Source organism: Paracoccus panacisoli, assembly GCF_042435015.1.
Lineage (GTDB): Bacteria > Pseudomonadota > Alphaproteobacteria > Rhodobacterales > Rhodobacteraceae > Paracoccus > Paracoccus panacisoli.
Map to the genome: position 1 here is coordinate 99,564 of NZ_JBHMQU010000015.1, position 20,893 is coordinate 120,456.

Annotated in this window: 21 protein-coding genes, 1 tRNA gene and 1 other RNA gene; 8 read left to right on the forward strand and 15 right to left on the reverse strand. The window is 72.0% G+C overall.

Going from position 1 to position 20,893, the window contains the following annotated elements; genetic code table 11:
• On the reverse strand, positions 1-221 hold a 221-nt coding region (locus tag ACFHYO_RS03990), incomplete at its 3' end, for a hypothetical protein (protein WP_394318533.1).
• A 160-nt stretch (positions 222-381) separates the two neighbouring features.
• Between ACFHYO_RS03990 and ACFHYO_RS03995 the strand changes: the two genes are divergently transcribed.
• From ACFHYO_RS03995 to ACFHYO_RS04010, 4 genes are all read left to right on the forward strand, one after another.
• Positions 382-1,125, forward strand: a complete 744-nt coding sequence (locus ACFHYO_RS03995) for a CatB-related O-acetyltransferase (RefSeq protein WP_394318535.1) — start codon at positions 382-384, stop codon at positions 1,123-1,125.
• Positions 1,126-1,221: 96 nt separating this feature from the next.
• Positions 1,222-2,772 carry a glycosyltransferase family 32 protein gene (locus ACFHYO_RS04000; RefSeq protein ID WP_394318537.1) on the forward strand — a complete coding sequence of 517 codons (1,551 nt, stop codon included), beginning with the start codon at positions 1,222-1,224 and terminating at the stop codon, positions 2,770-2,772.
• A 31-nt stretch (positions 2,773-2,803) separates the two neighbouring features.
• On the forward strand, positions 2,804-3,700 hold the full coding sequence (locus ACFHYO_RS04005) for a glycosyltransferase family 2 protein (RefSeq protein WP_394318539.1): 897 nt from the start codon (positions 2,804-2,806) through the stop codon (positions 3,698-3,700).
• Positions 3,700-5,583 carry a GT-B fold glycosyltransferase domain-containing protein gene (locus tag ACFHYO_RS04010; RefSeq protein WP_394318541.1) on the forward strand — a complete coding sequence of 628 codons (1,884 nt, stop codon included), beginning with the start codon at positions 3,700-3,702 and terminating at the stop codon, positions 5,581-5,583. The genes ACFHYO_RS04005 and ACFHYO_RS04010 overlap by 1 nt, the downstream gene beginning before the upstream one ends.
• On the opposite strand, the gene ACFHYO_RS04015 is transcribed toward ACFHYO_RS04010, so the two are convergent.
• Positions 5,580-7,571 (reverse strand): calcium-binding protein, encoded by a 1,992-nt coding sequence (locus tag ACFHYO_RS04015; RefSeq protein WP_394318543.1) that lies wholly within the window; start codon positions 7,569-7,571, stop codon positions 5,580-5,582. The genes ACFHYO_RS04010 and ACFHYO_RS04015 overlap by 4 nt on opposite strands.
• A gap of 371 nt (positions 7,572-7,942) precedes the next feature.
• Here ACFHYO_RS04015 and ACFHYO_RS04020 point away from each other — a divergent pair, with 371 nt between their 5' ends.
• Positions 7,943-8,959 carry an alpha/beta hydrolase family protein gene (locus tag ACFHYO_RS04020; RefSeq protein ID WP_394318545.1) on the forward strand — a complete coding sequence of 339 codons (1,017 nt, stop codon included), beginning with the start codon at positions 7,943-7,945 and terminating at the stop codon, positions 8,957-8,959.
• A 150-nt stretch (positions 8,960-9,109) separates the two neighbouring features.
• Here the strand turns inward: ACFHYO_RS04020 and ACFHYO_RS04025 are convergent, their stop codons facing one another.
• From ACFHYO_RS04025 to aroQ, 6 genes are all read right to left on the reverse strand, one after another.
• The gene (locus tag ACFHYO_RS04025) at positions 9,110-9,874 is read right to left on the reverse strand and encodes an alpha/beta hydrolase family protein (protein ID WP_394318547.1); all 765 of its coding nucleotides are present in this window, start codon (positions 9,872-9,874) and stop codon (positions 9,110-9,112) included.
• Between the two features lie 10 nt (positions 9,875-9,884).
• Positions 9,885-10,919, reverse strand: coding sequence for an NAD-dependent epimerase/dehydratase family protein (locus ACFHYO_RS04030; RefSeq protein ID WP_394318549.1), 1,035 nt, complete (start codon positions 10,917-10,919; stop codon positions 9,885-9,887).
• A 94-nt stretch (positions 10,920-11,013) separates the two neighbouring features.
• Entirely contained in the window at positions 11,014-11,985 is a 972-nt protein-coding gene (locus tag ACFHYO_RS04035) for a 5-oxoprolinase subunit C family protein (RefSeq protein ID WP_394318550.1), read from the reverse strand.
• Positions 11,978-12,673: a 5-oxoprolinase subunit B family protein gene (locus tag ACFHYO_RS04040; RefSeq protein WP_394318552.1), complete on the reverse strand. Its 696-nt coding sequence runs from the start codon at positions 12,671-12,673 to the stop codon at positions 11,978-11,980. Before ACFHYO_RS04040 ends, ACFHYO_RS04035 begins: the two co-directional genes overlap by 8 nt.
• 7 nt (positions 12,674-12,680) lie before the next feature.
• Positions 12,681-13,442, reverse strand: coding sequence for a LamB/YcsF family protein (locus ACFHYO_RS04045; protein ID WP_394318582.1), 762 nt, complete (start codon positions 13,440-13,442; stop codon positions 12,681-12,683).
• Positions 13,442-13,885 (reverse strand): type II 3-dehydroquinate dehydratase, encoded by a 444-nt coding sequence (gene aroQ, locus ACFHYO_RS04050; RefSeq protein ID WP_394318554.1) that lies wholly within the window; start codon positions 13,883-13,885, stop codon positions 13,442-13,444. The genes ACFHYO_RS04045 and aroQ overlap by 1 nt, the downstream gene beginning before the upstream one ends.
• A 130-nt stretch (positions 13,886-14,015) precedes the next feature.
• Here aroQ and ACFHYO_RS04055 point away from each other — a divergent pair, with 130 nt between their 5' ends.
• Positions 14,016-15,527: a phospholipase D-like domain-containing protein gene (locus ACFHYO_RS04055; protein WP_394318556.1), complete on the forward strand. Its 1,512-nt coding sequence runs from the start codon at positions 14,016-14,018 to the stop codon at positions 15,525-15,527.
• Between the two features lie 19 nt (positions 15,528-15,546).
• Here the strand turns inward: ACFHYO_RS04055 and ACFHYO_RS04060 are convergent.
• A tRNA-His gene (locus ACFHYO_RS04060) sits at positions 15,547-15,623 on the reverse strand.
• Between the two features lie 151 nt (positions 15,624-15,774).
• Between ACFHYO_RS04060 and ACFHYO_RS04065 the strand changes: the two genes are divergently transcribed.
• A complete protein-coding gene (locus tag ACFHYO_RS04065) occupies positions 15,775-16,005 on the forward strand; it encodes a DUF6324 family protein (protein WP_036708899.1) in 231 nt (76 codons plus the stop codon).
• A 4-nt stretch (positions 16,006-16,009) separates the two neighbouring features.
• Here the strand turns inward: ACFHYO_RS04065 and ACFHYO_RS04070 are convergent, their stop codons facing one another.
• Complete coding sequence (locus ACFHYO_RS04070; RefSeq protein WP_168782318.1) at positions 16,010-16,486, reverse strand: MmcB family DNA repair protein; 477 nt, start codon at positions 16,484-16,486, stop codon at positions 16,010-16,012.
• A 109-nt stretch (positions 16,487-16,595) separates the two neighbouring features.
• On the opposite strand from ACFHYO_RS04070, the gene ssrS reads away from it, so the two are divergent.
• A non-coding RNA gene (gene ssrS / locus ACFHYO_RS04075) (6S RNA) lies at positions 16,596-16,754 on the forward strand.
• A 121-nt stretch (positions 16,755-16,875) separates the two neighbouring features.
• Here the strand turns inward: ssrS and ACFHYO_RS04080 are convergent.
• The 5 genes from ACFHYO_RS04080 to ribB form a co-directional block, all read right to left on the reverse strand.
• A complete protein-coding gene (locus tag ACFHYO_RS04080) occupies positions 16,876-17,829 on the reverse strand; it encodes a DUF481 domain-containing protein (protein WP_394318558.1) in 954 nt (317 codons plus the stop codon).
• Positions 17,830-18,171: 342 nt separating this feature from the next.
• Positions 18,172-18,486, reverse strand: coding sequence for a hypothetical protein (locus ACFHYO_RS04085; RefSeq protein WP_036704240.1), 315 nt, complete (start codon positions 18,484-18,486; stop codon positions 18,172-18,174).
• Between the two features lie 119 nt (positions 18,487-18,605).
• Positions 18,606-19,076 (reverse strand): transcription antitermination factor NusB, encoded by a 471-nt coding sequence (gene nusB / locus ACFHYO_RS04090; RefSeq protein WP_036704242.1) that lies wholly within the window; start codon positions 19,074-19,076, stop codon positions 18,606-18,608.
• Positions 19,073-19,642 carry a 6,7-dimethyl-8-ribityllumazine synthase gene (locus tag ACFHYO_RS04095; protein WP_394318561.1) on the reverse strand — a complete coding sequence of 190 codons (570 nt, stop codon included), beginning with the start codon at positions 19,640-19,642 and terminating at the stop codon, positions 19,073-19,075. The genes nusB and ACFHYO_RS04095 overlap by 4 nt, the downstream gene beginning before the upstream one ends.
• Positions 19,642-20,763, reverse strand: coding sequence for a 3,4-dihydroxy-2-butanone-4-phosphate synthase (gene ribB / locus ACFHYO_RS04100; protein WP_036704246.1), 1,122 nt, complete (start codon positions 20,761-20,763; stop codon positions 19,642-19,644). Before ribB ends, ACFHYO_RS04095 begins: the two co-directional genes overlap by 1 nt.
• Between the last annotated feature and the right edge of the window lie 130 nt (positions 20,764-20,893).

Here is a 20,893-nt window from a genome sequence, read left to right on the forward strand (position 1 = left end):
GCCGCCTCGGCCGCGGCGAGGTCGCCCGCGCCGGCGGGCGCGGCCGCCGCACCGGCCGCCACGGGGGCGGCGCCGAGGCGCTGGCGGATGTCCTCGATCACCCGGTCCGACAGGCGCAGCGTGACCCCGGTCGCATCATAGCGGATCAGGTCGCCGTTCCGCGCCCGCACCAGCACCCCCTGGCGGACGGGAAAGCCGGGATGATCGCTGGTGCTGCTCAAGGGGTCGTCCTTTCCGGCCTGCGCGGGGGTGGCGGGGGTCTCTGGTTCGCGCGGCACAGTAGGGATAAACGCCGGCTGATGCCAGCCGCGGCGTGGTGGCGGGCGCGGTTGCGGCGGCGAGGGGGCGGCGGCCGGGTGGGCAGCGGAAAGGACGGACGGGATGGCTAATCAGGACTGGATCGTCACCGATGCGCGCCGGGCGGGCGAGAGCGGGCTCATCGCCTGGCCGCAGCTGCGCAACGGGGCGCGGCTCGAGCACGCGCAGGCGGCGTTCGAGCGTTTCGGCCAGCATCCGGGCGGCCGGCTCATGCCGCTCGGGGCCTACAGCTATTCGCACTCGTGGTTCCCCTGCACCCGGATCGGCCGCTATTGCTCGATCGCCGAGAACGTCCGGGTAATGGGCGACAATCATCCGCACGACTGGGTTTCGACCAGCCCGCGGTTCTATGCCCCCCGGACGCGCGCCCGCTGCCGGATGCCCGAACCGCAGGCGCCGCTGCGCTTTGCCGGGCGGGGGTCGGCGCCGGTCACCATCGGCCATGACGTCTGGATCGGGCAGGACGTGCTCATGAAGGGCGGCATCCATGTTGGCGACGGGGCGGTGATCGCCGCGGGTGCGGTCGTGACCCGCGACGTGCCGCCCTATGCCATCGTCGGCGGCGTCCCGGCGCGGGTGATCCGGCCCCGCCTCGACCCCGAGGTGAGCCGCCGCCTCGCCGCGCTGGCCTGGTGGGAGGCCGAGCACGCCTCGATCATCGACCTGCCCTTCGACCGGCCCGAGGCGTTCGTCGCCGAGGCCGAGGCCGCCCGGGCGGGCTGGCAGACGAAGCCCTACGATTATCGCCCTTTGGCGCGGCACCTGAAGGACGGCACCATCACGGGAGTTGACGCAGCCGGGGCCTGACGGGATACCGCGCGGGGTCGCCTCCCGCGCCGCTGCCCCGATCCCCCGCGCACCCGCGCCCACGCCCAACTCCGCCGCGCCTCTCGAGGACCGCCCATGACCGCCCCGCCCCCCATCCCCCGGCGCCTGTCCCACATCTGGATCGGCCCCCGCCCCGCCCCGCGGCGCTGGATGGAGAGCTGGCCCGCCGCCCACCCCGACTGGAGCTACACGGTCTTCGGCAACGACACGCTGACCGGCCATCCGTTCCGGCTGCGTGCGCTGATCAACGAATACGCGTGGCGCGGGGCCTGGGCGGGGGTGCAGGACATGATGCGCTATGAGCTGCTCTATCGCTACGGCGGGTTCATGGCCGATGCCGACGCGATCTGCCTGCACCCGGTGGATGAGCTGCTCGACGGCGCCCGCGCCTACACCGTCCACGACCGCCCCGAGAGCGACCCGTGGCGCGGCGTCTGCCCGATCCTCGCCTGCGAGCCGGGCAACCCTTTCGTCGGCGCGGTGATCGACCGGCTGGCGACGCTCGCCCCGTGGGAGCTGAGGAAGCCCGAGGCCTCGACCGGGAACCGCTTTCTGTGGGGGATGATCCGCGAACTGGCGCCGGGCGACGACGCGCTGCGGATCTGGCCGGTGCATTACTTCGTGCCGTGGCAGAAGAGCGCGCCGGACCAGTGGTATGACGGCCCCGACCGGGTCTATGCCGAGCAGAAATGGGGCACCTCGATGTGGGCCTATAACCGCGAGGGCGGGCCGTCGGACGAGGTGCTGTCGGCCGACGAGATCGAGGCCCGGCGGGCGGCGATCCTCGAGCGGCTGGCGGGCGCAGGCGGCGAGACCGCCCCGCCCCGTCCCGAGCGCGACAGCGCCCGGCGCGAGGCGGCCGAGGCCGCCGCGGCGACCGCGCAGAAGACGCTCGACGGTCCCGAGGTCACTGCGGATTTCCAGGCCCTCGGCGAGGCGCTGGCGGCGGCGATGGCGACCGAGGGTCTGCCGGCGCGGTTCCAGGGGGTGCATTTCTATCGCCACCTGCAGAACCACCCGCTGGCCGAAAGCAAGCTCAGGACCGCCAACCGCGGGCTGCGGGCGGCGTTGCTGGGCTGGCTCGCCTCGGCGCGGCGCGCGCTGGTGGTGGGGCACGACACCGGCCACCTGATCGCGGCCGCGCTGCGGATGAACCCGGCGCTGCGGATCGCCTCGGTCGATGCGGGCGGCTGGGCGCAGCCCAAGGACCCCGACCCGCCCCGCCGGGCCGCCTATGTCGGCGCCGCCGCCGACTGGCTGACCGCACGGTTCCCCGACCGCGTGCTGGCCGCCGCCGGGGACGAGCGCGCCTTCCTCGCCCGCCCCGACACCCGCGCCGCCGCGGGGGACGAGGGGTTCGACCTGGTGCTCTTCACCGACACCGACCTGTCGGCGCTTGGCACGCTGATCGCGGCGCGGCCGCTGATGGCCGAGGACGCGGTGGTGGTCGCGGCCTCGCCCGGGGGCGGGGCGGCCGGGTTCAACGACCGGCTGCGGGTGCAGGGGCTGGCTCACCGCCCGCTGGCGCGGCGCGAGGACGGCGGCCGGCTCGGCTCGCTCGTCGCATTCCGGCTGACCGACCGGCCCGAGCCGGCATGGTTGCACCCTGCCCCTGCGGCTGGCTAAAAGGCTGCGGTGCAACGAGGACTGTGGCGTGATGAGCGGACCCAAGGCCCCCCTGGCCGCCCTGACCATGGTCCATGAGGAGGATTTCTTCCTTGAGCGCTGGATCGCGCATTGGCGGCGCTGGCTGCCGGACGAGCACATCTATGTGCTGAACCACGGCGGCAACGCCGACGTGGCGCGCATGGCGGCGGGCTGCAACGTCATCCGCCTGCCCTATGACGCGCTGCGGAAATCGGTGAACCAGCGGCGCTGGCAGATCCTGTCGCTCCACGGCTCGGCGCTGACGCAGTTCTTCGACTGGGTGGCGGTCAACGACGTGGACGAGTTCGTCGTCCTCGACCCCGCGGCGGGCGACGACCTGCCGGGGTATCTGGCCCAGATCACCGCGCGGCGCCGGGTGCCGCCGGCGCTGACCTGCTTTGCCGTCGAGATGGTGCATATCCCCGAGATCGAGCCCGAGCCGCTGGTCCCCGGCCGGCCCATCGTCGGGCCGCGGCGCTGCTATCGGCTGAACTCGAACTACGCGAAGCCCTGCCTGATCTCGCGCCCGACCGAGTTCAAGGCCGGCGGCCACGGCGCCAACCACGCCGAGATCACGCTCGACCCCAACCTCTACAACTTCCATCTGCGCTTCATCGACTGGGATTACTCGATGGGACGGTTCCGCAAGAGCCTCGCCCGAAGGCTCGAGGGCAAGACGCCCGAGGAGCAGGCGGCCATGACGAAGGGCAACTGGGGCTGGAACTCGGTCGAGGGGACGTTCCGGGCGCTCGCCGCCACGCGCCCGCAGGGCGAGACGATCGACCACCCCGAGTTCCGCCGCGCCATGGTCGAGACGCCGATCCTGCGCCCGCCCTTCACGCTGATGGGCGGCGGGCGGCCGGGCGGGACGTGGCGGCTGCCTGAACGCTTCAACGGGGTGTTCTGATGGGCGCGCCAAGCCAGTCGCCGAGCCTGACGCTGTTCTTCGTCGTCGAGCCGCCGAGCTATCAGTATCTCGCCTGCTATCTTGCCGCGTCGATCAGGGCCCATCTGCCACCCGACGTCCGGATGGTCGGCTACTGCCCCTCCGAGCGGCAGGCCGAGCTGGACCCGGCGGCGGTCGAGACGCTGCGGCGGATGAACTGCCCGGTGCGGTTCTTTGCGACCGCGGGGCGGTTCGACACGCCCTATCCGCATGGCAACAAGATTCTGGCCTGTCTCGAGCCACGGGACACCGAGTTTTCGGGCTTCGTCGATTCCGACGTGCTGATGATCCGCGACAACCGCGTCGAGGCGCTGGTCGCGGCGGGCCATGTGTCGGCCTCGGCGGCGGCCTCGCTCCGCTGGGCCGACCAGTCGTTGTGGAGCAGGCTATACGGCGCCTTCGGGCTGTCGCTGCCCGCCGAGCGCATCCGGCTGATGCGCGACAAGCGGCAGGAGGTCATCCCCTACTACAGTTCGGGCTTCGTGCTGTTCCCCGAACGGCATCGGGCCGACACGGGGCAAAGCTTCCCCGAAATCTGGTACGAGACCGCCCGCCGCATCGACGCGATGAACGACCTGCCCCATCGCCGGCCGTATCTGGACCAGATGAGCCTGCCCATCGCCATCACCCGGGCCGGCCTGCGCTGGAACGAGCTGCCGGAGGCGCAGCATTATATCCTCGGGGGCTCGATCCGCGGCAAGCCGCTGCCGGACGAGCCGCCGATCTACACCGTCCACTACCGAAAGTGGGATGTCCTGAAAGAGGCCGGGCTGTCCGAGCTGGGGTACGACACCCTGCGCCAGCAGGTCGGCACCTCGCGGGTGAAGTGGATCTTCCGCCAGCGATTGCCGCCCGGCATGTCGCCAGCCAAGGCAGCGCCCGACGAGAGTGGCGCTGCGGCGCCCGCCACGGTTCAGCCCGCCCCCGCACCCGCAGCCCCCCGCCGGCAATCCCCTGACCCCTCACGCGCCCGGCTCGCCTGCGTCACCATGGTCCGTGGCGACCATGTCTTTCTGCAGCGCTGGGTCGATTACTACGCGCCGCTCGCGGGGCGCGAAAACCTCTATGTCCTGCGGCATGGCGAGGATGCGGGGATCGACCGGATCGCGGCGGGGACGAACATCGTGCCGCTGCCGCGCGGCGACGACCTCTCGGGTTTCGACCGGCGGCGCTGGGCGGCGCTGTCGGATTTCGCCAGCGGCCTCACGCTCTACTACAACTGGGTGCTCTGCAACGACGTGGACGAGCTGGTCGCGCCCGATCCCGCGACCGGGCTCAACCTGACCGCCTATCTCGACGGGCTGTTCGCGCGCGGGCTCGCGGCGCCGGTGATCTCGCCCTTCGCGGTCGAGATCGTCCACACCCCCGCGACCGAGCCCGAGCCGATCGCCGCCGACCGCCCGATCCTGTCGGTGCGGCGCAACTTCCGCATCAACTCGAACTACGCCAAGCCGTGTCTGATCCGGCGCCGGATCAAGTTCTCGGTGGGCGGGCACGGGTCGAACGTCGCCGACGTGCGGCTCGACCCGCAGCTCTGGCTCTTTCACCTGCGCTACATGGACGACGCGATCTCGACCGCCCGGCTCAGGGACCGGCAGGCGTTCATCGCCGGAAAGACCGGCGCCCCGGCGGGCGCCTCGTCCAGCACCTGGGCACAGGGCACCGCGGGGTTCGAGCGGCTGCGCGCCATGACCCCCGAGGCCGAGCGGGCCGAGTTTCCCGAGGTGGTCGAGCGGATGCAGGCGGGGCGGCAGCAGGCGGCCTCGACCGGAAACTGGTTCTTCGGCCCGGTCAAGTCGCGCGGCCTCTACCGCCTGCCCGACCGCTTCGCCACGCTGTTCTAGGGGACGAAGACCACGGTGCCGCCGGGCGCGTAGCTGTGCTCGGTCAGCGGGGCCGAGGTGTTCACCGTCTCGACCCGGCGCTTGTCGTCGCCGGTGAAGGGGTCGGCCACCACCAGCCGGTCGGTGCCCCACGCGAAGCCCCGGATGGTGTCCTGCCCGTCGCCCGCGGCGTCGAGATAGAACCAGTCCACCCCCGGCCCCGCGATCATCACGTCGTCGCCCGCGTCGCCCTTGATGAGGTTCACCCCCGGGCCGCCCGACAGCGTGTCGTTGCCAGCCCCGCCCTCGACCACGTCGTCGCCCTCGCCGCCCCCGATGCTGTCGTCGCCATCCCCGCCCAGCAGCACGTCGTGGCCGGTGCCGCCGTCGATCTGGTCCGCCCCCGGCCCGCCGAAGCCGAAGTCATCGCCGCCCGCGAGCGTGATGCGGTCGTCGCCGCCCCGCCCATAGGCCATGTCGCCGTTGGAGGCAAAGTCGGCATCCTCGCGGGTCTGGCCGGCGAACTGCTCCTTGCCGCCCTGGCGGAAGTAGCGCCGCCCGCCCTCGGTCGCGGGGCTGTCCACCCCGGCGATCACGTCCGGCCCATCCGAGCCCGCGCCGATGCGCGGGGCGAGATGCGGGCGGCGCGCGACCATGGCCTCGGCGTCAGCGATGCAGACGTCCACCGCCCCGCACCCCGTCCCCTCGGGCAGCGGCGCGACCCGCGGCGGGTCGCCCGCGCTCCACATCAGGTTGGCGAAGGCGGAGATGTCGCGGGCGACCTCGACGTTCTTGCCCGAGTAGCCCACGAACATCGAGGCGTCGAAGCCGACCGGGGTCCAGAAGCCGCTGCCGATGCCCGCCGCGCCGTACCACGGCTTTTCGCGGGCGCCGAAATAGTTGCGGCTGCCGAGGATCGGGTCCAGCAGCTCCCACCCCATCCACGGGGCAAGGCGGGCCTGGCCGTCCGCATAGAAATCCGCGGGCTCGAGCGCCACGCCCGGCCGCCCTGCGACCCCGTATCGGGCGGCGAGGTCGCGCAGCGGGCCGCTTTCGGCCCCCATGAGCTGGAAGTCGCCGTCGAACTGCGTCTCGGTGATCAGGATGTCGTCGCCGGCAAGCTTGACCAGCCCGGTGTGGCTGTCGGGGCTGCGGAACTCCTCGAGCGAGGTGTCGGTGAAGGTGTGGACCGACCAGACCAGCGGCGCGCCGATGCGCCCCCGGATCAGGTCGAGCGCGCTCTCGGCCCGCCCCGGCGCCACGCGGTCGAGCGCGCCCACCCGCCCCGAGCCGCCGCCGGCGATGTCGACGAGGATGCGGGCGGGGGCGGAAGACGCGCCGGAAGTCCAGCGGTCCTTGTGCGCGCCCCAGACCTCGACCATCGCCTCGGCATAGGCGCGCATCTCGGTCGGATTGTTTGCGTCGGTGTAGACGCGCCCAGGCTCGTTCACCAGCTCGTAGCCGCGCACCTGCGCCTTGACCTCGGGGTTGGCGTCGAGCCAGTCGAGCACCGCCCCCCAGCCGTCGCGCAGGTAATCGACCGGGTCGTATTCGGGCGATGCCGCCCCCCAGCTGTAGAGCGCCCGGCGGTTGCGGCGCGAGACGACCTCGCCGTCCAGCTCGATCGGGCGACCGTCGAGGACGCTGACGTTGGCCGCCCAGTAGGCGTCGTCCTTGGGCCGGTCGCCGTGAAACACCGGGTCGGTGTAGACGAGGATGATGCCGTAACCCCGCGCCGCGACCGCCCTCAGCGCCGCCGCCACCATGTCCGAGCCGGGCACGTCGGGGTGCAGCGACTTGGCGTTGACCTGCATCCGGAAGCTGTTGGCCAGCGGCAGATAGGCGGCGGTCGCGTCGAGAAACTTGCCGATCTCGGCCTCGGACCGCATGCCGATGAACTGGTCGGCGCGGAAGGCGGGGCGGCCGTCCGCCACCTCGGTGCCGCCGGTGCGCGAGTTCTCAAGCGCCACGATGGCGTAGTCGGCGGTCTGCGAATTCCAGTCGATCATGTGCTGTCCTTGCCGAATGGCGGCGCCGGAGGGATGTGGCTCGCCGACGCGGCGCGGGTGTCCGCCCGGGACCATAGGGGCCGCGGCGCGGTGTTGCGCAAGGGGGACGCACCGTTCGGTGGTGTTGCAGGCTCGAGCGACGCGCGCCCCGCAGGGCAAGGCGACCGGCGCGGCCTCGGGCGGGCCAGCGCGGTGGGCGAGAGGCACGGGGTCGTGGCAGGCGCGGGAGGGCGCTCTCCACCCACGCTGAAGTGGCCAGCGCCAGCACGATCCCCGCGCCGCTTGGCCCTCACATGCCGCCCCCGGACTGGCAAGACCAGGCCGATGTTGCTAGGCACGGCAGGACAGACCACCCGAAAGCCCGACCCGCCGTGCCCGCCGCCCCTCCCGAGCCTCCTGCCCCGGTCCCCGGACCAGACGAGCCCGCCCCCCGCCCGGACGCGGCGGATGCCGAGGCCGAGCTGCCCGCGGCCGACGGCCCGCAGGCCCTCGCGCTGCCGCCGCTCGTGACGCTGGCCGAGGCGCGGCCCGACCGCGCCTTCCGCGTCGCCGCCCTGCGCGCGGCGCTCTGGTACCAGCCCGGCGGCGAGGTCCTCATCGTGTCGCTCGACAACCTCGCCACCGTCGAGGAGCCGCTGCCCCGCCCCGCCTGGCTCGCCCACCGGCTGCTGCCGCTCGGCTATTCGGTGCTTGGGGTCCAGTCGATGGCCAAGGACTGGTTCCGCAACCCTGATGCGGCCCCGCTGATCGAGGTGCTGGCCGCGCAGGGGTTCTTTGCGGGGTTCGAGCGGGTGATCTTCCTCGGCGCGTCGATGGGCGGGTTCGGGGCGATCAACCTCGCCTCGCTGGTGCCGGGGGCGGCGGTGATCGCGCTGTCGCCGCAATCGACGATGAACCGCGCGATCGTGCCCTTCGAGGCGCGCTTCGGCTGGGCGGTGAAGAACAGCGACTGGACCACGCCGCGGTTCCTCGACGCGGCCGAGGCGGCGCCGGGGCTGGCGCGGCTGGTGCTGATTAATGACCCGCTTGTGCCCGAGGACCGGCTGCACGCCGACCGGCTGGCGGGACCGGCGACCGAGCGGCTGCGCGTGGCCCACGCCACGCACGAGGCGGTGCGGGTAGTGCTGAAATGCGGCGCGCTGCCGCCGCTTCTGGCCGACGTCGCGGCGGGGCGGCCGGTGGGCGCGGCGTTCTGGCAGGCGATGCGGGCGCGCCGCACGGTGCGCAAATGGTCGCGCCAGTTCATGTCCGAGGTCGCGCGCCGCCGCAGCCCGCGCGAGGTGATCGCCGTGGCCGACCGCCTGCTCGAGATCGACCGCTACCGCTTCGCGACCGAGGCGAAGGCTGTGGCGCTGGCGAAGCTGGCGGATGGCGGAACGCGAACCTAGACACGGTCTTGATCGCTTGGTCGCGGCCAGACGCAGTTCGTACAGCGCGATCCGGAACGCCGTCCAGTTGGGCACCGACAGTTAACCTTTTGAGCCGGGCGAGCTTTCACAGGGTCGCGGACGCGGCAACGGGGCCGACCCCATCAATTTTCAGCCACCAAGCATCGCCTCGACCCGTTCGAGCAGCTGGGTGTCCCAGCGTGTCCCGCATGGCTGGCGCCCATCGGTCAGCTCGCGGATCGGTCGGTTGTGCTGGCCGTAAGGCACCATGCTGAAGGCAACCGGAGCCTCGGCGTCAGACAGCGCCGCCGCGGCGCGGGCGGCGGCGGCGCGCGGGAATACCGCGTCTCCGCGGGCTGTCAGCACCCATCCGGGAACGCAAGGCTTGGAAATTCGCCAAGGCTGTGGGGGAAGGGCCGAGATCGCCACGGCGCCGGCCGGGGGGTGCGGGGCCGTTGGCAGTCCGTCGAGCCCGTAAGCGACCCCCATCGCGGCCAGTCCGCCGGCAGAAAATCCCATCGTCACCACCGGCGCGAGCTCGAGCGCGTCCGCGGCACTGCACTGGCGCAGGCCGTCGAGGGCGCGCTGAAAATCCTGAACGGCACGGTAGAGGTAGGGTCCGAGCAAGCCCGAGCGAAGCTCGGGGTAGAACTCAGCCGCCCGGTGCATCGCATTTGCTGCGACATCGGCCTGGTCCAGGTCGGAAAACGCAGGTTGCCCTCGCAGCCGATACGAGATCGAGGCGAAGGCGATCCCGCGCGGCAGGAAGAGGTCCGGCAGATGCGCGGCGAGCCGGTCCCGCCGCGATCCGCCCTCGAAGCTGCCGCCGTGGGCGTAGGCGACGAGCCCGCGCACCGGTCCTGCGGGAAGGGACAGGTCCAGCCCCAGACCCGGCGCGAAGGGCAGTTCGATCACCGAGGTCGCCTCACCCGCCGTAATACGCGCGGAACCACGCCACGTAGTCGCGCACCCCGTCCTCGACCGAGGTGCGGGGGGCGTAGCCGGTCAGGCGGCGCAGCAGGCTGTTGTCGGCCCAGGTCGCGGGCACGTCGCCCGGCTGCATCGGCTGGAAATCCATCACCGCCTCGCGCCCGGCCGCGCGCTCGATGGCGGCGATGAAGTCCATCAGCGGCACGCTGTCGCCGTTGCCGATGTTGACCACGCGGAACGGCGCGACGGGCGAAAGGCTGTCGCCCTCGGCGGGTGCCTCGCCCCCCGGCGCGGTTGCATCGGCGCCCCCAGGCGCGGGCGGCACGGCGTCCATCAGCAGCCGGATCCCCTGCACGAGGTCCGCGACATAGGTGAAGTCGCGCCGCATCTCGCCGTGGTTGAAGACCCGGATCGGCCGCCCTGCGAGGATCGCGCTGGTGAACAGATAGGGCGCCATGTCGGGCCGCCCCCACGGGCCGTAGACGGTGAAGAACCGGAACATCGTCACCGGCAGGCCGAAGAGATGGGCGTAGCTGTGGGCCATCGCCTCGTTGGCCTTCTTGGTCGCCGCGTAGAACGACATCTGGGTGTCGACCTTGTCCGTCTCGCGGTACGGCATCTCGGTGTTGGCGCCGTAGACCGAGCTGGTCGAGGCCATCAGCAGGTGGCGCGGCGGGTGGGCGCGGGCGGCCTCGAGCAGTTCGAAACTGCCGTCGAGGTTTGCCTCGACATAGGCGCGCGGGTTCTCGATCGAGTAGCGCACCCCGGCCTGTGCGGCGAGGTGGACGACGATCTCGGGCTTCGTCCGGGCCATGAGGTCGGCCAGCAGGCCGGGCGTCTCGACCTTGCCGCGCACGGCCTCATAGCCGGGCTGCGCGATCAGCTGCGCCTCGCGCGCGGCCTTGAGGGCGGGGTCGTAATAGTCGTTGTGGCTGTCCAGCCCGACGACGCGGACCCCCTCGGCCAGCAGCAGGCGCGAGAGTTGAAAGCCGATGAACCCGGCGGCGCCGGTGACGAGAACGGTCTGCAACGGGTGAACTCCGATCAGGGGCGGTTCCGGTGATGGGCCGGGACGGACGATTGGGCAAGGGGCGCGCCCGGGCGCGGGGCGATTTTTCCCGTGTTCAGCGGTCGGCGCCGGTGCCGGCCCGGTCCTCGGCGCCCAGCCGATCGAGCCACGCGCTGCGCAGGCTGGCGGCGGCGCGGGCGCGGCGGATCGCCTCGTCGGGGGTCACGGCCGCGAGGCGCAGCGTGTCGCGCGGGCGCAGCTGCGCCACCCGGTCGAGGTCGCAGTCCAGCACGGTGGCGATCTTCGGATAGCCGCCGGTCGTCTGGTGGTCGCGCATCAGCAGCGTCGGCACCCCGTCGCCCGAAACCTGCAGCGAGCCCGCGACGATCGCCTGCGACGGGATCGAGAGCGCATCGCCCAGCGCCAGCGGCGGCCCCTCGAGCCGCATCCCCATCCGGTCATAGGCCGAGGAGACGCGCCACTCGGCCCCGAGCAGCGTCGGCAGCGCGTCGGGCAGGAACTCGTGGTCCTGCGGCCCGGGCACGACCGCGGCGCGCGCCAGCGGCCGGGCGAAGACCGGGCAGCGCAACGGGCCGTGGGGGGCGGCGGAGGGATCGGGGTCGGTGACCACCAGCTCGCCCCCGGTGGAGAGCAGCCCGCCGCCGCGGCCGGACATGGTGTGGGTCGCGGCACTTCCCAGCCACGTCGCGTGGGCCAGCGTCCCGGCGAAGGCGAGATAGCACCAGCTGCCCCAGTGGCCGGGGCGGATCTGCAACCGCTCGCCCGCGGCCAGCCGCAGCACCACCCACGACCCATGCCGCCGCCCGTCATGGGCGACGACGAACCCGCCCCCGGCGACGGCCACGGTCACCGCGCCCTCGAGGCAGTCGAGCGTCAGGCCGCCGAGCGAGACCTCGACGGCGGGCGCGTCGGCCGGGCGGCCCAGCGCCCGGTTGGCGGCGGCATGGGCCAGCCGGTCCATCGGCCCCGAGCGGGTGACGCCGAAGCGCATCAGCCCCGGCCGGCCGCCGTCCTGCACCGCGACATGGGGGCCGGCAAAGGCGATGCGGAAGCTGGCCTCAGCCATCCGCGCCGCCCTCGGCCATCCGCCGGTCATAGGTCGCGCGGTCGATGCGCCGCATCTCGATCAGGTCGCCCGCGTCGAAGAGGAACGGCCGCGCCGGGTCGTCCAGCAGAATCCGCGTCGGCGAGCGGCCGATGCGCCACCAGCCGGCGGGCATGGTCAGCGTGGTGACGATGCACTGGGCACCGGCGATGATGACGCTGCCGGTCGGCACGCCGCGCACCGGGGCGGCCTTGCGCGGCAGGCGGATCGCCTCGGGCGTGCCCGACAGATAGGCGTAGCCGGGGGCGAAGCCGAACATGCCCACCCGGTAGCGCCCGCCGAGATGGGCGGCGATCACCGCTTCGGGTGCAAGCCCGGTCTTCGCCGCGACCTCGGGCAGGTCGGGGGCCAGATCGCCGTCGTAGCAGACCTCGACCACATGGGTCGCGGGTGCCTGCGCCGCGGGGGCGGGGCGGGCGAGCGCCGCCTCCACCGCGCGGGCGACCGCCGCGTGGTCGGTCTCGAGCGGGTCGAAATCGACGAGCAGGCTGACGAAGGCCGGCACCGTCTCGCGCAGGCCCGGCGGCGGGTCGGCGGCGAGCGCCCGGTCCAGCGCGTGGACGCGGTCGGTCACCGCGTCGTCGATCTCGGCCCCGAACTCGATCAGCAGCGCGTGGTCGGCGACCGGAACGTAGCGCGGGAACCCCATGGCGGCGTCAGGCGGTCAGGAAAGGGGCGAGCGTCACGCCCGCGCCGGTCAGCCGGTCGCGTACCGCCCGGGCGATGGCGACGGCGCCCGGCGTGTCGCCGTGGACGCAGATTGAGTGCGCGTCGAGCCGCACCGTGCCCCCGTCGAGCACCGGCATGTCGCGACTTTCGAGGAACCGCACCAGCCGGTCGGCGATGGCGTCGGGGTCGTGCAGCACCGCGCCGGGGCGGCTGCGGGGGACGAGCTGGCCGTCCGCCAGATAGGCGCGGTCGGCGAAGATCTCCGAGAAGACCTCGACCCCCGCGGCGCGGGCCGCGTGTTCCAGCGCCGTGCCCGAGATGGCGAGCAGCGCGAGGCGCGGCGCGAGCGCGCCCACCGCCGCGGCGATGGCGCGGGCCACCTCGGCATCGGCGGCGGCGAGGTTGCCCAGCGCGCCGTGCGGCTTGACATAGCGCACCGCTGTCCCGGCCATCTGCGCCAGCGCCGACAGCGCCCCGACCTGGGCCGCGACCATGCGCCCGATCTCGGCCGGCGGCATCGGGATCACCCGGCGGCCGAACCCCTCGCGGTCGGGATAGCCGGGGTGCGCCCCCACCACCACGCCGCGCGCGGCGGCGAGGCCGAGGGTGCGGAACATCGTCTCGGGGTCGCTCGCATGGCCCCCGGCGGCGACGTTGGCGCTGGTCACGATGTCGAGCATCGCCGGGTCGTCGCCCATGGCCCAGGGGCCGAAGCTCTCGCCCAGGTCCGAGTTGAGGTCGATCCGCATCATGCCCCCCCGACCAATTGCGCCACGCGGCGCAGCCCCAGCAGATAGCCCTGCGTCCCGCAGCCCGCGATCACGCCATCGGCCCGCAGGCTGACGTAGGAGTGGTGGCGAAAGGCCTCGCGCTGGTGGACGTTCGAGATGTGGACCTCGATCACCGGCCCGTCAAAGGCCTTGAGTGCGTCGAGGATGGCGACCGAGGTGTGGGTGAAGGCGGCCGGGTTGATGACGATGGCAGCGGCGTCCTCGCGCGCGGCATGAATCCAGTCGATCAGCGCGCCCTCGTGGTTGGACTGCCGGAAGCGCGCCGCGAGGCCCAGCTCGGTGGCGAGCGCGGTGCAGGCGGCCTCGACATCGGCAAGCGTCTCGTGGCCGTAGATCTCGGGCTGGCGCTGGCCCAGCAGGTTGAGGTTGGGTCCGTTGAGGATCTCGACAATCTTGCGCATCAGGGCCTGCCTTTCGCAGCCCATAGGGCGCAACGGGCCGGCGCGGGTCAACCCCCTCGCCCGCCCGAAACCCGCCCGGAACCGGGCGCGGGTGCGGGGGTTGAACCCGACCCCACCCGGATGGTTTTGCATGGATTTCCAATTCGCCCCCGACCGCAACTGCTGGCAGACCGCCCGCGCCGACCGCTTCGCGCTGATCGTAGACGGCAACGACTATTTCCGCGCCCTGCGGCACGCGCTCAGCGCGGCACGCGAGATGGCGGTAATGATCGGCTGGGACTTCGACTTCGAGCTCGAGATGCTTCCGGGCGAAAGCGACGCGGACGGGAACGCCCCGGACGGGCTGCCCAATGCCGTGGGCCCCTTCCTCGAGGCGCTGGTCGAGCGGCGGCCGAACCTCGACATCTATCTGCTGAAATGGAGCGGCGGGGCGCTGATCGCGCCGGGGCGGCTGCTGCCGGCGCTGCGGACCTGGATCCTGTCGCCCGAGAACATCCACCTCGCCTTCGACGGACGCCACCCCATCGGGGCCTGCCACCACCAGAAGATCGTGGTGATCGACGACGCGCTGGCGTTCTGCGGCGGGATCGACGTGACCGCCGGGCGCTGGGACACGCCCGAGCACGAGGCCGGCGACCCCCGGCGCCAGCTGCGCTCGGGCGAGATCGCGCAGCCGTGGCACGACATGTCGGCGGTGATGACCGGGCCGGCGGCGGTCGCACTGGGCGAACTCGCGCGCGCCCGGTGGGACCGGGCCGACGACGGGCCGATGAACGAGACCGCCCGGGGCGCCGACGCCGACGCCTTGTGGCCCCCCGGCGTGACCCCGGATTTCGAGGGGGCCGAGGTCGCCATCGCCCGCACCCAGCCGCCCGAGCACGACACGCCCATCGTGACCGAGATCGAGCAGCTGCACCTCGACGCGATCCGGGCGGCGGAGAGGACGATCTACCTCGAATCGCAGTATTTCGCCGCCGACGGCATTGCCGCGGCCATCGCCGCCCGTCTGGCCGAGCCGGACGGCCCCGAGGTGGTGGTCATCAACCCCGACGCCGCCCAGAATGCCGTCGAGGACGCCGCGATGCACGTCACCCGCAGCATGTTGATGCGCAAGCTGCAGGCGGTGGACCGGCACGGGCGCTTCCGCCTGCTCTATCCCGTCAATGCAGGCGGCGAGGCGGTCTATGTCCATGCCAAGCTGCTGATCGCTGACGATCGGCTGCTCAAGGTCGGCTCGTCCAACCTCGACCGCCGCTCGATGGGCTTCGACACCGAGGCGGACGTGGCGCTGTTGGCAACCACCGACGCCGAGCGTGCCCGCATCGCCGCGATCCGCGATGAGCGGCTGGCCGAGCTGCTGGGCCGCACCCCGGACGAGGTCGCCGCCGCGGGCGGCATGATCGCCGCGCTCGAGGCCCTGAACACCGAGGGGCGGCTGCGGCCCATCGAGCCGCGTGATCCCGGCGTGCTCGGCGCCTTCCTGTCGCGGACGCGGTTCTTCGACCCGCGCTATCGGCGCAGCGCCGAGGCGCGGCTGGGGATCAACGGCCGCCACGTGGGGCTCGCGCTGGGGCTCGCCGCCGTCGCAGGGATCGTGCTCTGGCAGCGTGCCGGCCAACGGCGGGACGGCGGCAGCGCGTGAACATGAGAAGAAGGGGGGATGGTACCGCCTCCCCGGCTTGAACGGGGGACCTCTGGATCCACAATCCAGCGCTCTGACCAACTGAGCTAAGGCGGCACAGGGCGACCGGATAGCCCCCCGCGCGCGGCGATGCAAGGGCTTCGTGGCGCGTTCCGCCACCGAACCCTGCGGCTTGTGAGGGCGGGCCCGCGCCGCTAGACCGAAGGCAACCGCGCCACAGATGCGCCACTGAGAAGGGATCGCCGCGATGGGCATCAACAGCGAAAGCGACCTGGCCGCCAACCTTCAGATCGGGCCGACCGACCTCGGCATGGTCCGCATCTATGTGGAGGGCGACGGCATCGACCTGCCGCTCGACTTCGAGCCGGACGAGGCGGCCGAGATCGCCGAGGAACTGCTCGCCGCGGTCGAGGCCGCGCGCGAGATCGGCGCCGGCAAGGGCGCGGGCCGCAAGGGCAAGCCGCCCGCCCGCCGCTGACCGCTCAGCCGATCTCGGCGAAGGCGTCGGGGTCGGTGCTGCGGATGAGCCGGCAGGCCGCGACCCGGGCGATGTCGCGCAGGATTCGCGCCCGGCGCGCGGGCGCGAGCCGGGCCTCGGGCGCCATCCGGGTCATCTCGGCCCCATAGGCATCCGCGACGATCAGCCCCGAGCCGTCGGGCAGAAGCTCGGTCGGAAACTCGCAGTCGGTGGCCCAGAAGAAGCGGTCGCACCAGTCGAGGTAGCCCTGCCACTTGTGGTCGGCGGCAAAGTCGGCGCGGCAGCTCTTGCACTCGATCACCCAGATCTCGCCCGAGGGCGCGACCGAGATCACGTCCACCCGCAGCCCGCCCGCGGGCACGAACTCGCAGAGCGGCGCGTGGCCCATGCCGACGAGCATCCGCGCGACGCCGCGCGCCAGCCGCTGACCGGGCATCGGCGGCAGGTCGGGGATCGGGGCGGGATCGGGCGCGTCCTTCATCCCCCAAGCATGAACGAACCGGAAACATCCTGCAAGCGCGCCGCCGCGGCACGGTGGCACGCGGTCGGTCTTGCGGAACCCCGCGCCGATCCCTAGCTATCCCCTTGGCGGGTTTCTGCTCTTCTCGTGATCGGCCATTTTTTCCACTGGCCTATAATTTCTCGATGGGAGCTGGCTCTGGCGTGGCCCTGGTCACGTTACCCGGCGCCCACCTGGTACTCCAGGCTTTCGGGAAAACCTGTGCCGGCACGGTTGCTGCGGTTCCCGCCACCCCTTTCCCCACCTCATCTTGTCCCAAGCGCCACGCGGCACATGCCGCCTGCGCATGGAAAAAGGGGCAGCCTCGCGGCCGCCCCTTCCCCAGAGAGCTTCGATCAGAGGGAAGCCGATCAGAAGCCGTACACCAGCGACACACCCAGGGTGTTGTCGGTGCGGATCGCACGATCCTCGACGTACTCGGTCTTGTAGGACACGCGGGTCGAGAAGGCGTCCGACATCTTGAAGTTCAGACCCAGCTCGTTGGTCGCCGTCGCGGGCGAGTCTTCCGAGGTCAGATAGTCCGTGTCGTTGGTCAGGAACATCTGGTCGTTGAACTTGTGGTAGAAGCGCGACGACACGATGTAGCCGGTCCCGGTGTTCGAATCCAGGTTGTCCGAGGTGCGCGCACGCAGCGAACCGTCGTCGTTCACGGTGTTGACGGTCTGGGTGTAGCGGATGCCCACACCAGCCTGCACGCGCCACGCGGTCGTGTCGTTGTTGATGATGCGGTAGCCGGGACCGAAGCCCAGGAACGCATCACGCTTCAGACGGCGGTCCATGTCGCGGTAGGTCGCGAGATCGTCGTCGTCGGCCAGGTTCAGGTCGTCGTAGTCGTCGGCGAGACCGTCGGTGGTCACGCGGCCGAGCGCGAAGGCGTAGAACTGGTCGTTGAAGTAGTAGTTGCCGTCGTAGATGACCGAGGTCTTCTCGGTGTCGGTCTCGCCGTTGTCATCTTCGCTGTACTCGAGGAGGATGCCGACCGACTGCTGGAACGGGCCCTGGTTGTGCGACAGGCGGCCAGCGAGGTTGAAGTCCTGGTTTTCGGTGTTGCCGGTGCGGCCGGCATAGGTCAGCGCAACCGAGCCGAAGGTGCCGGTGCGGCGGTCGGCCGGGCCGAAGCGGGCCGGGTCGTTCGACCGGGCGAAGTCGTCACGGACGGCGTCCTCGACGTCGGTGATGCGGTCATCAACCTGGGTCACGCCAGCGACGTTGGCGCCGGTCGAGATTTCCGTCTGCGCGAAGGCCGGGGCGCCCAGCATCACGGCAAGGGCGGAGGCGCTGGTGAACAGGGCAAACTTGGTCATGTCATCCTCTCATTCCAAAGTCAGGGTCGCCGGTGCGACCGCTTGTGAGAGTGAGGTAGGGACGCGGGGCGGGGGATTGAACCTTCGCGCGGGACGGGGTGCGGTTCACGGGAACGTGAACGCGGGTGAGGAAACCGATGCGCCGAAGCTACGGCAAAAACCTCATGGCTTGCTTGATCCATGAAATGGTTGAAGAAATCATGACGCGGAAAGGGAGCGGCCACCTCGCGCTCTGCTCACGATTGCGAGCCGCAAAGGACGAGGCCGCGCAAAACTGTTGCAAAACCCACACAACCCGGAAGGGACGTACCGGAGCCGGCCGTCACCGCCCCTCGGTCGCGCTCAGCGGTGCGCGCGGCCGCCGGCCGTGGCGCTGACGCGCACCGGCTCGCCCCGCACGACCGGGGCGCGGGTGCCGCCGCGCGGGCCGTCCTCGGGCTCGGCCATGCGCATGACCGCGATGCCGAACTGAACGCCCGCGAAGAGGATGGTGTTGAACACGACCAGCATCACCAGCGCGAGCCAGCCACCCGAGGTCTCTAGCGTCAGGTGGCGCAGCCCGGCGACGTCCAGCGCCACCAGCGCGACGGTGAAGACCAGCGCAAGCACCCCGCCCAGCAGGATGTTGCGGATGTAGAGATGCACGAGTTCGGGCATGGCGCGACTCCTTGGCTGAAGCCCAGCCTATACCCCGCCCACGGCGCTGTCACCCGGCAACGCAAGGCGCGAGGGGAGGCGCGGAGCAAGGCGCGGGGGTGTCGCGCCCCCTGCCCGCGTCAGAACGTGTCCGGCTGCGCCTCGCGGGCCATCTGGTCCAGCACCGCGTTGACGAAGCGGATCTCGCGCCCGTCGGGGAAGAAGGCGTCGGCGATGGCCACGTATTCCGAGATCACCACCCGCGGCGGGGTCAGGCCGGTGACCAGCTCGGCCCCCGCGGCCCGAAACAGCGCCCGCAGCACCGGGTCGATGCGCGCGATCGGCCATTTCGCCACCAGCGCCCGGTCGGTCATCTGGTCGATCCGCGCCTGCCGCTCGACCACCGCGTCGAGGATCGCCGCGAACAGCGTCTCGTCGGCCTCGGGCGTGGTGCCCTCTTCGTACTCGGTGGCGATCCGCCAGTCGCGGAACTCGCGCGCGACGCGGTCGGCGGACTGGTCCGCGGCCTCCATCTGGAACAGCGCCTGCACGGCGTAAAGCCGCGCCGCGCCGCTGAGCGCCCGGCGCTCGGCCCCGCTCGGCCGGCTCATGCCCGGCCCTCCGCGTCCGACACGCCGTCGAGCGCCTCGGCCAGCCGGATCACGTCGGGCCGTTCGTCGCGCGCCGGCGCGCTTGCGCGCCCCGCGCCCGCCCAGCGGCGTTGAAGCGCGATCAGGTGCAGCGCCGCGGCGGCCGCCCCGCCGCCCTTGTCCTGCCCCTCGGGGTCGGCGCGGACCACCGCCTGTTCCATCGTCTCGACGGTCAGGATGCCGTTGCCGAGGCAGAGCCCCTGCAGGCCGAGCAGCGTCAGCCCGCGCGAGCTGTCGTTGCAGACCGTGTCGTAATGCGTCGTCTCGCCGCGGATCACGCAGCCGAGCGCCACGAACCCGTCGTAGTTCGCCAGCCGCCCGGCCATGGCCACCGCCGCCGGGATCTCGAGCGCGCCGGGCACCTCGACCAGATCGACGCTGGCGCCCGCCGCCTCGGCGGTGCGGCGCGCGCCGGCGATCAGCGCGTCGGCGATGGCGCGGTAATAAGGTGCCACGACGATCAGCAGCCGCACCGGCGCATCGAACCGCGGCAGCGGCAGGGTGGAATGTTCGGTCAGCGCGGCCATCAGCGGGGTTCCTGCGGAATCGGGCGGGTGGACTGGATCGTCAGGCCGTAGGCGTCGAGCCCCACGACCTTCAGCGGCGCCGAGTTGGTGAGCAGCACCAGGTCCGACAGCCCCAACGCCGAGAGGATCTGCGCCCCGAGCCCGTACTGGCGCAGCGTGTGCGGCGAGGCCTCGCCCGGCCGCGGCAAGAGCGGCGAGAGGTCGCGCAGCAGCACCACCACGCCGCGCCCCTCGGCGGCGATCAGCCGCATCGCGGCGGGCAGGTCGCCGGCCCGCTCGCGGCTCACGCCCAGCACGTCGTGCAGGGGGTCGAGCGCGTGCATCCGCACCAGCACCGGGCCGGGGGCGGTCAGGTCGCCCATGCTCAGCACGATGTGCTCGGCGCCCTGGGTCTCGTCGGCGAAGACACGCATGGTCCACTCGCCGCCATGGGCGGTGACGGTGCGCTGGTCGCGCTCGGCGATCAGGTTGTCGTGGCGGCGGCGATAGGCGATCAGGTCGCTGATTGTGCCGATCTTCAGCCCGTGCTTCTGGGCGAAGGCCACGAGGTCGGGCAACCGCGCCATGCTGCCGTCGTCGCGCATGATCTCGCAGATGACGCCCGCGGGGTTCAGCCCGGCGAGGCGGGCGATGTCCACGGCGGCCTCGGTGTGGCCGGCGCGGACCAGCACGCCGCCGTCGCGGGCGCGCAGCGGGAAGACGTGGCCCGGGGTGGCGATGTCGGCCGCGCCCTTGGTCGGGTCGATGGCGACCGAGACGGTGCGCGCCCGGTCATGGGCCGAGATACCGGTCGTGACCCCCTCGCGCGCCTCGATCGACAGCGTGAAGGCGGTCTCGTGGCGCGACGAGTTCTTGGGGCTCATCAGCGGCAGCCCCAGCGCGTCGATCCGCGCCGCGGGCAGCGCAAGGCAGATCAGCCCGCGGCCGTGGGTGGCCATGAAGTTGATCGCGTCGGGCGTCGCCATCTGTGCGGGGATGACGAGGTCGCCCTCGTTCTCGCGGTCCTCGTGATCGACCAGCACGAACATCCGGCCGTTGCGGGCGTCCTCGATGATCTCCTCGATGCCCGAGATGGCATCGGACCAGTCCCGCTCGACGGGTCCGGGCTGTTCATACTGCATGGCTCTGTCCGCGGCCGTTGGTGGGGCGTGCTGCATCCGCGCGACTTAGCGCAGGAACAAGGCGGGTGAAAGGGCGCGCCGGGGGGAAAGCCGTGACGCCAGACCGGCGCGGACGGCCCCGGCGCGCCGC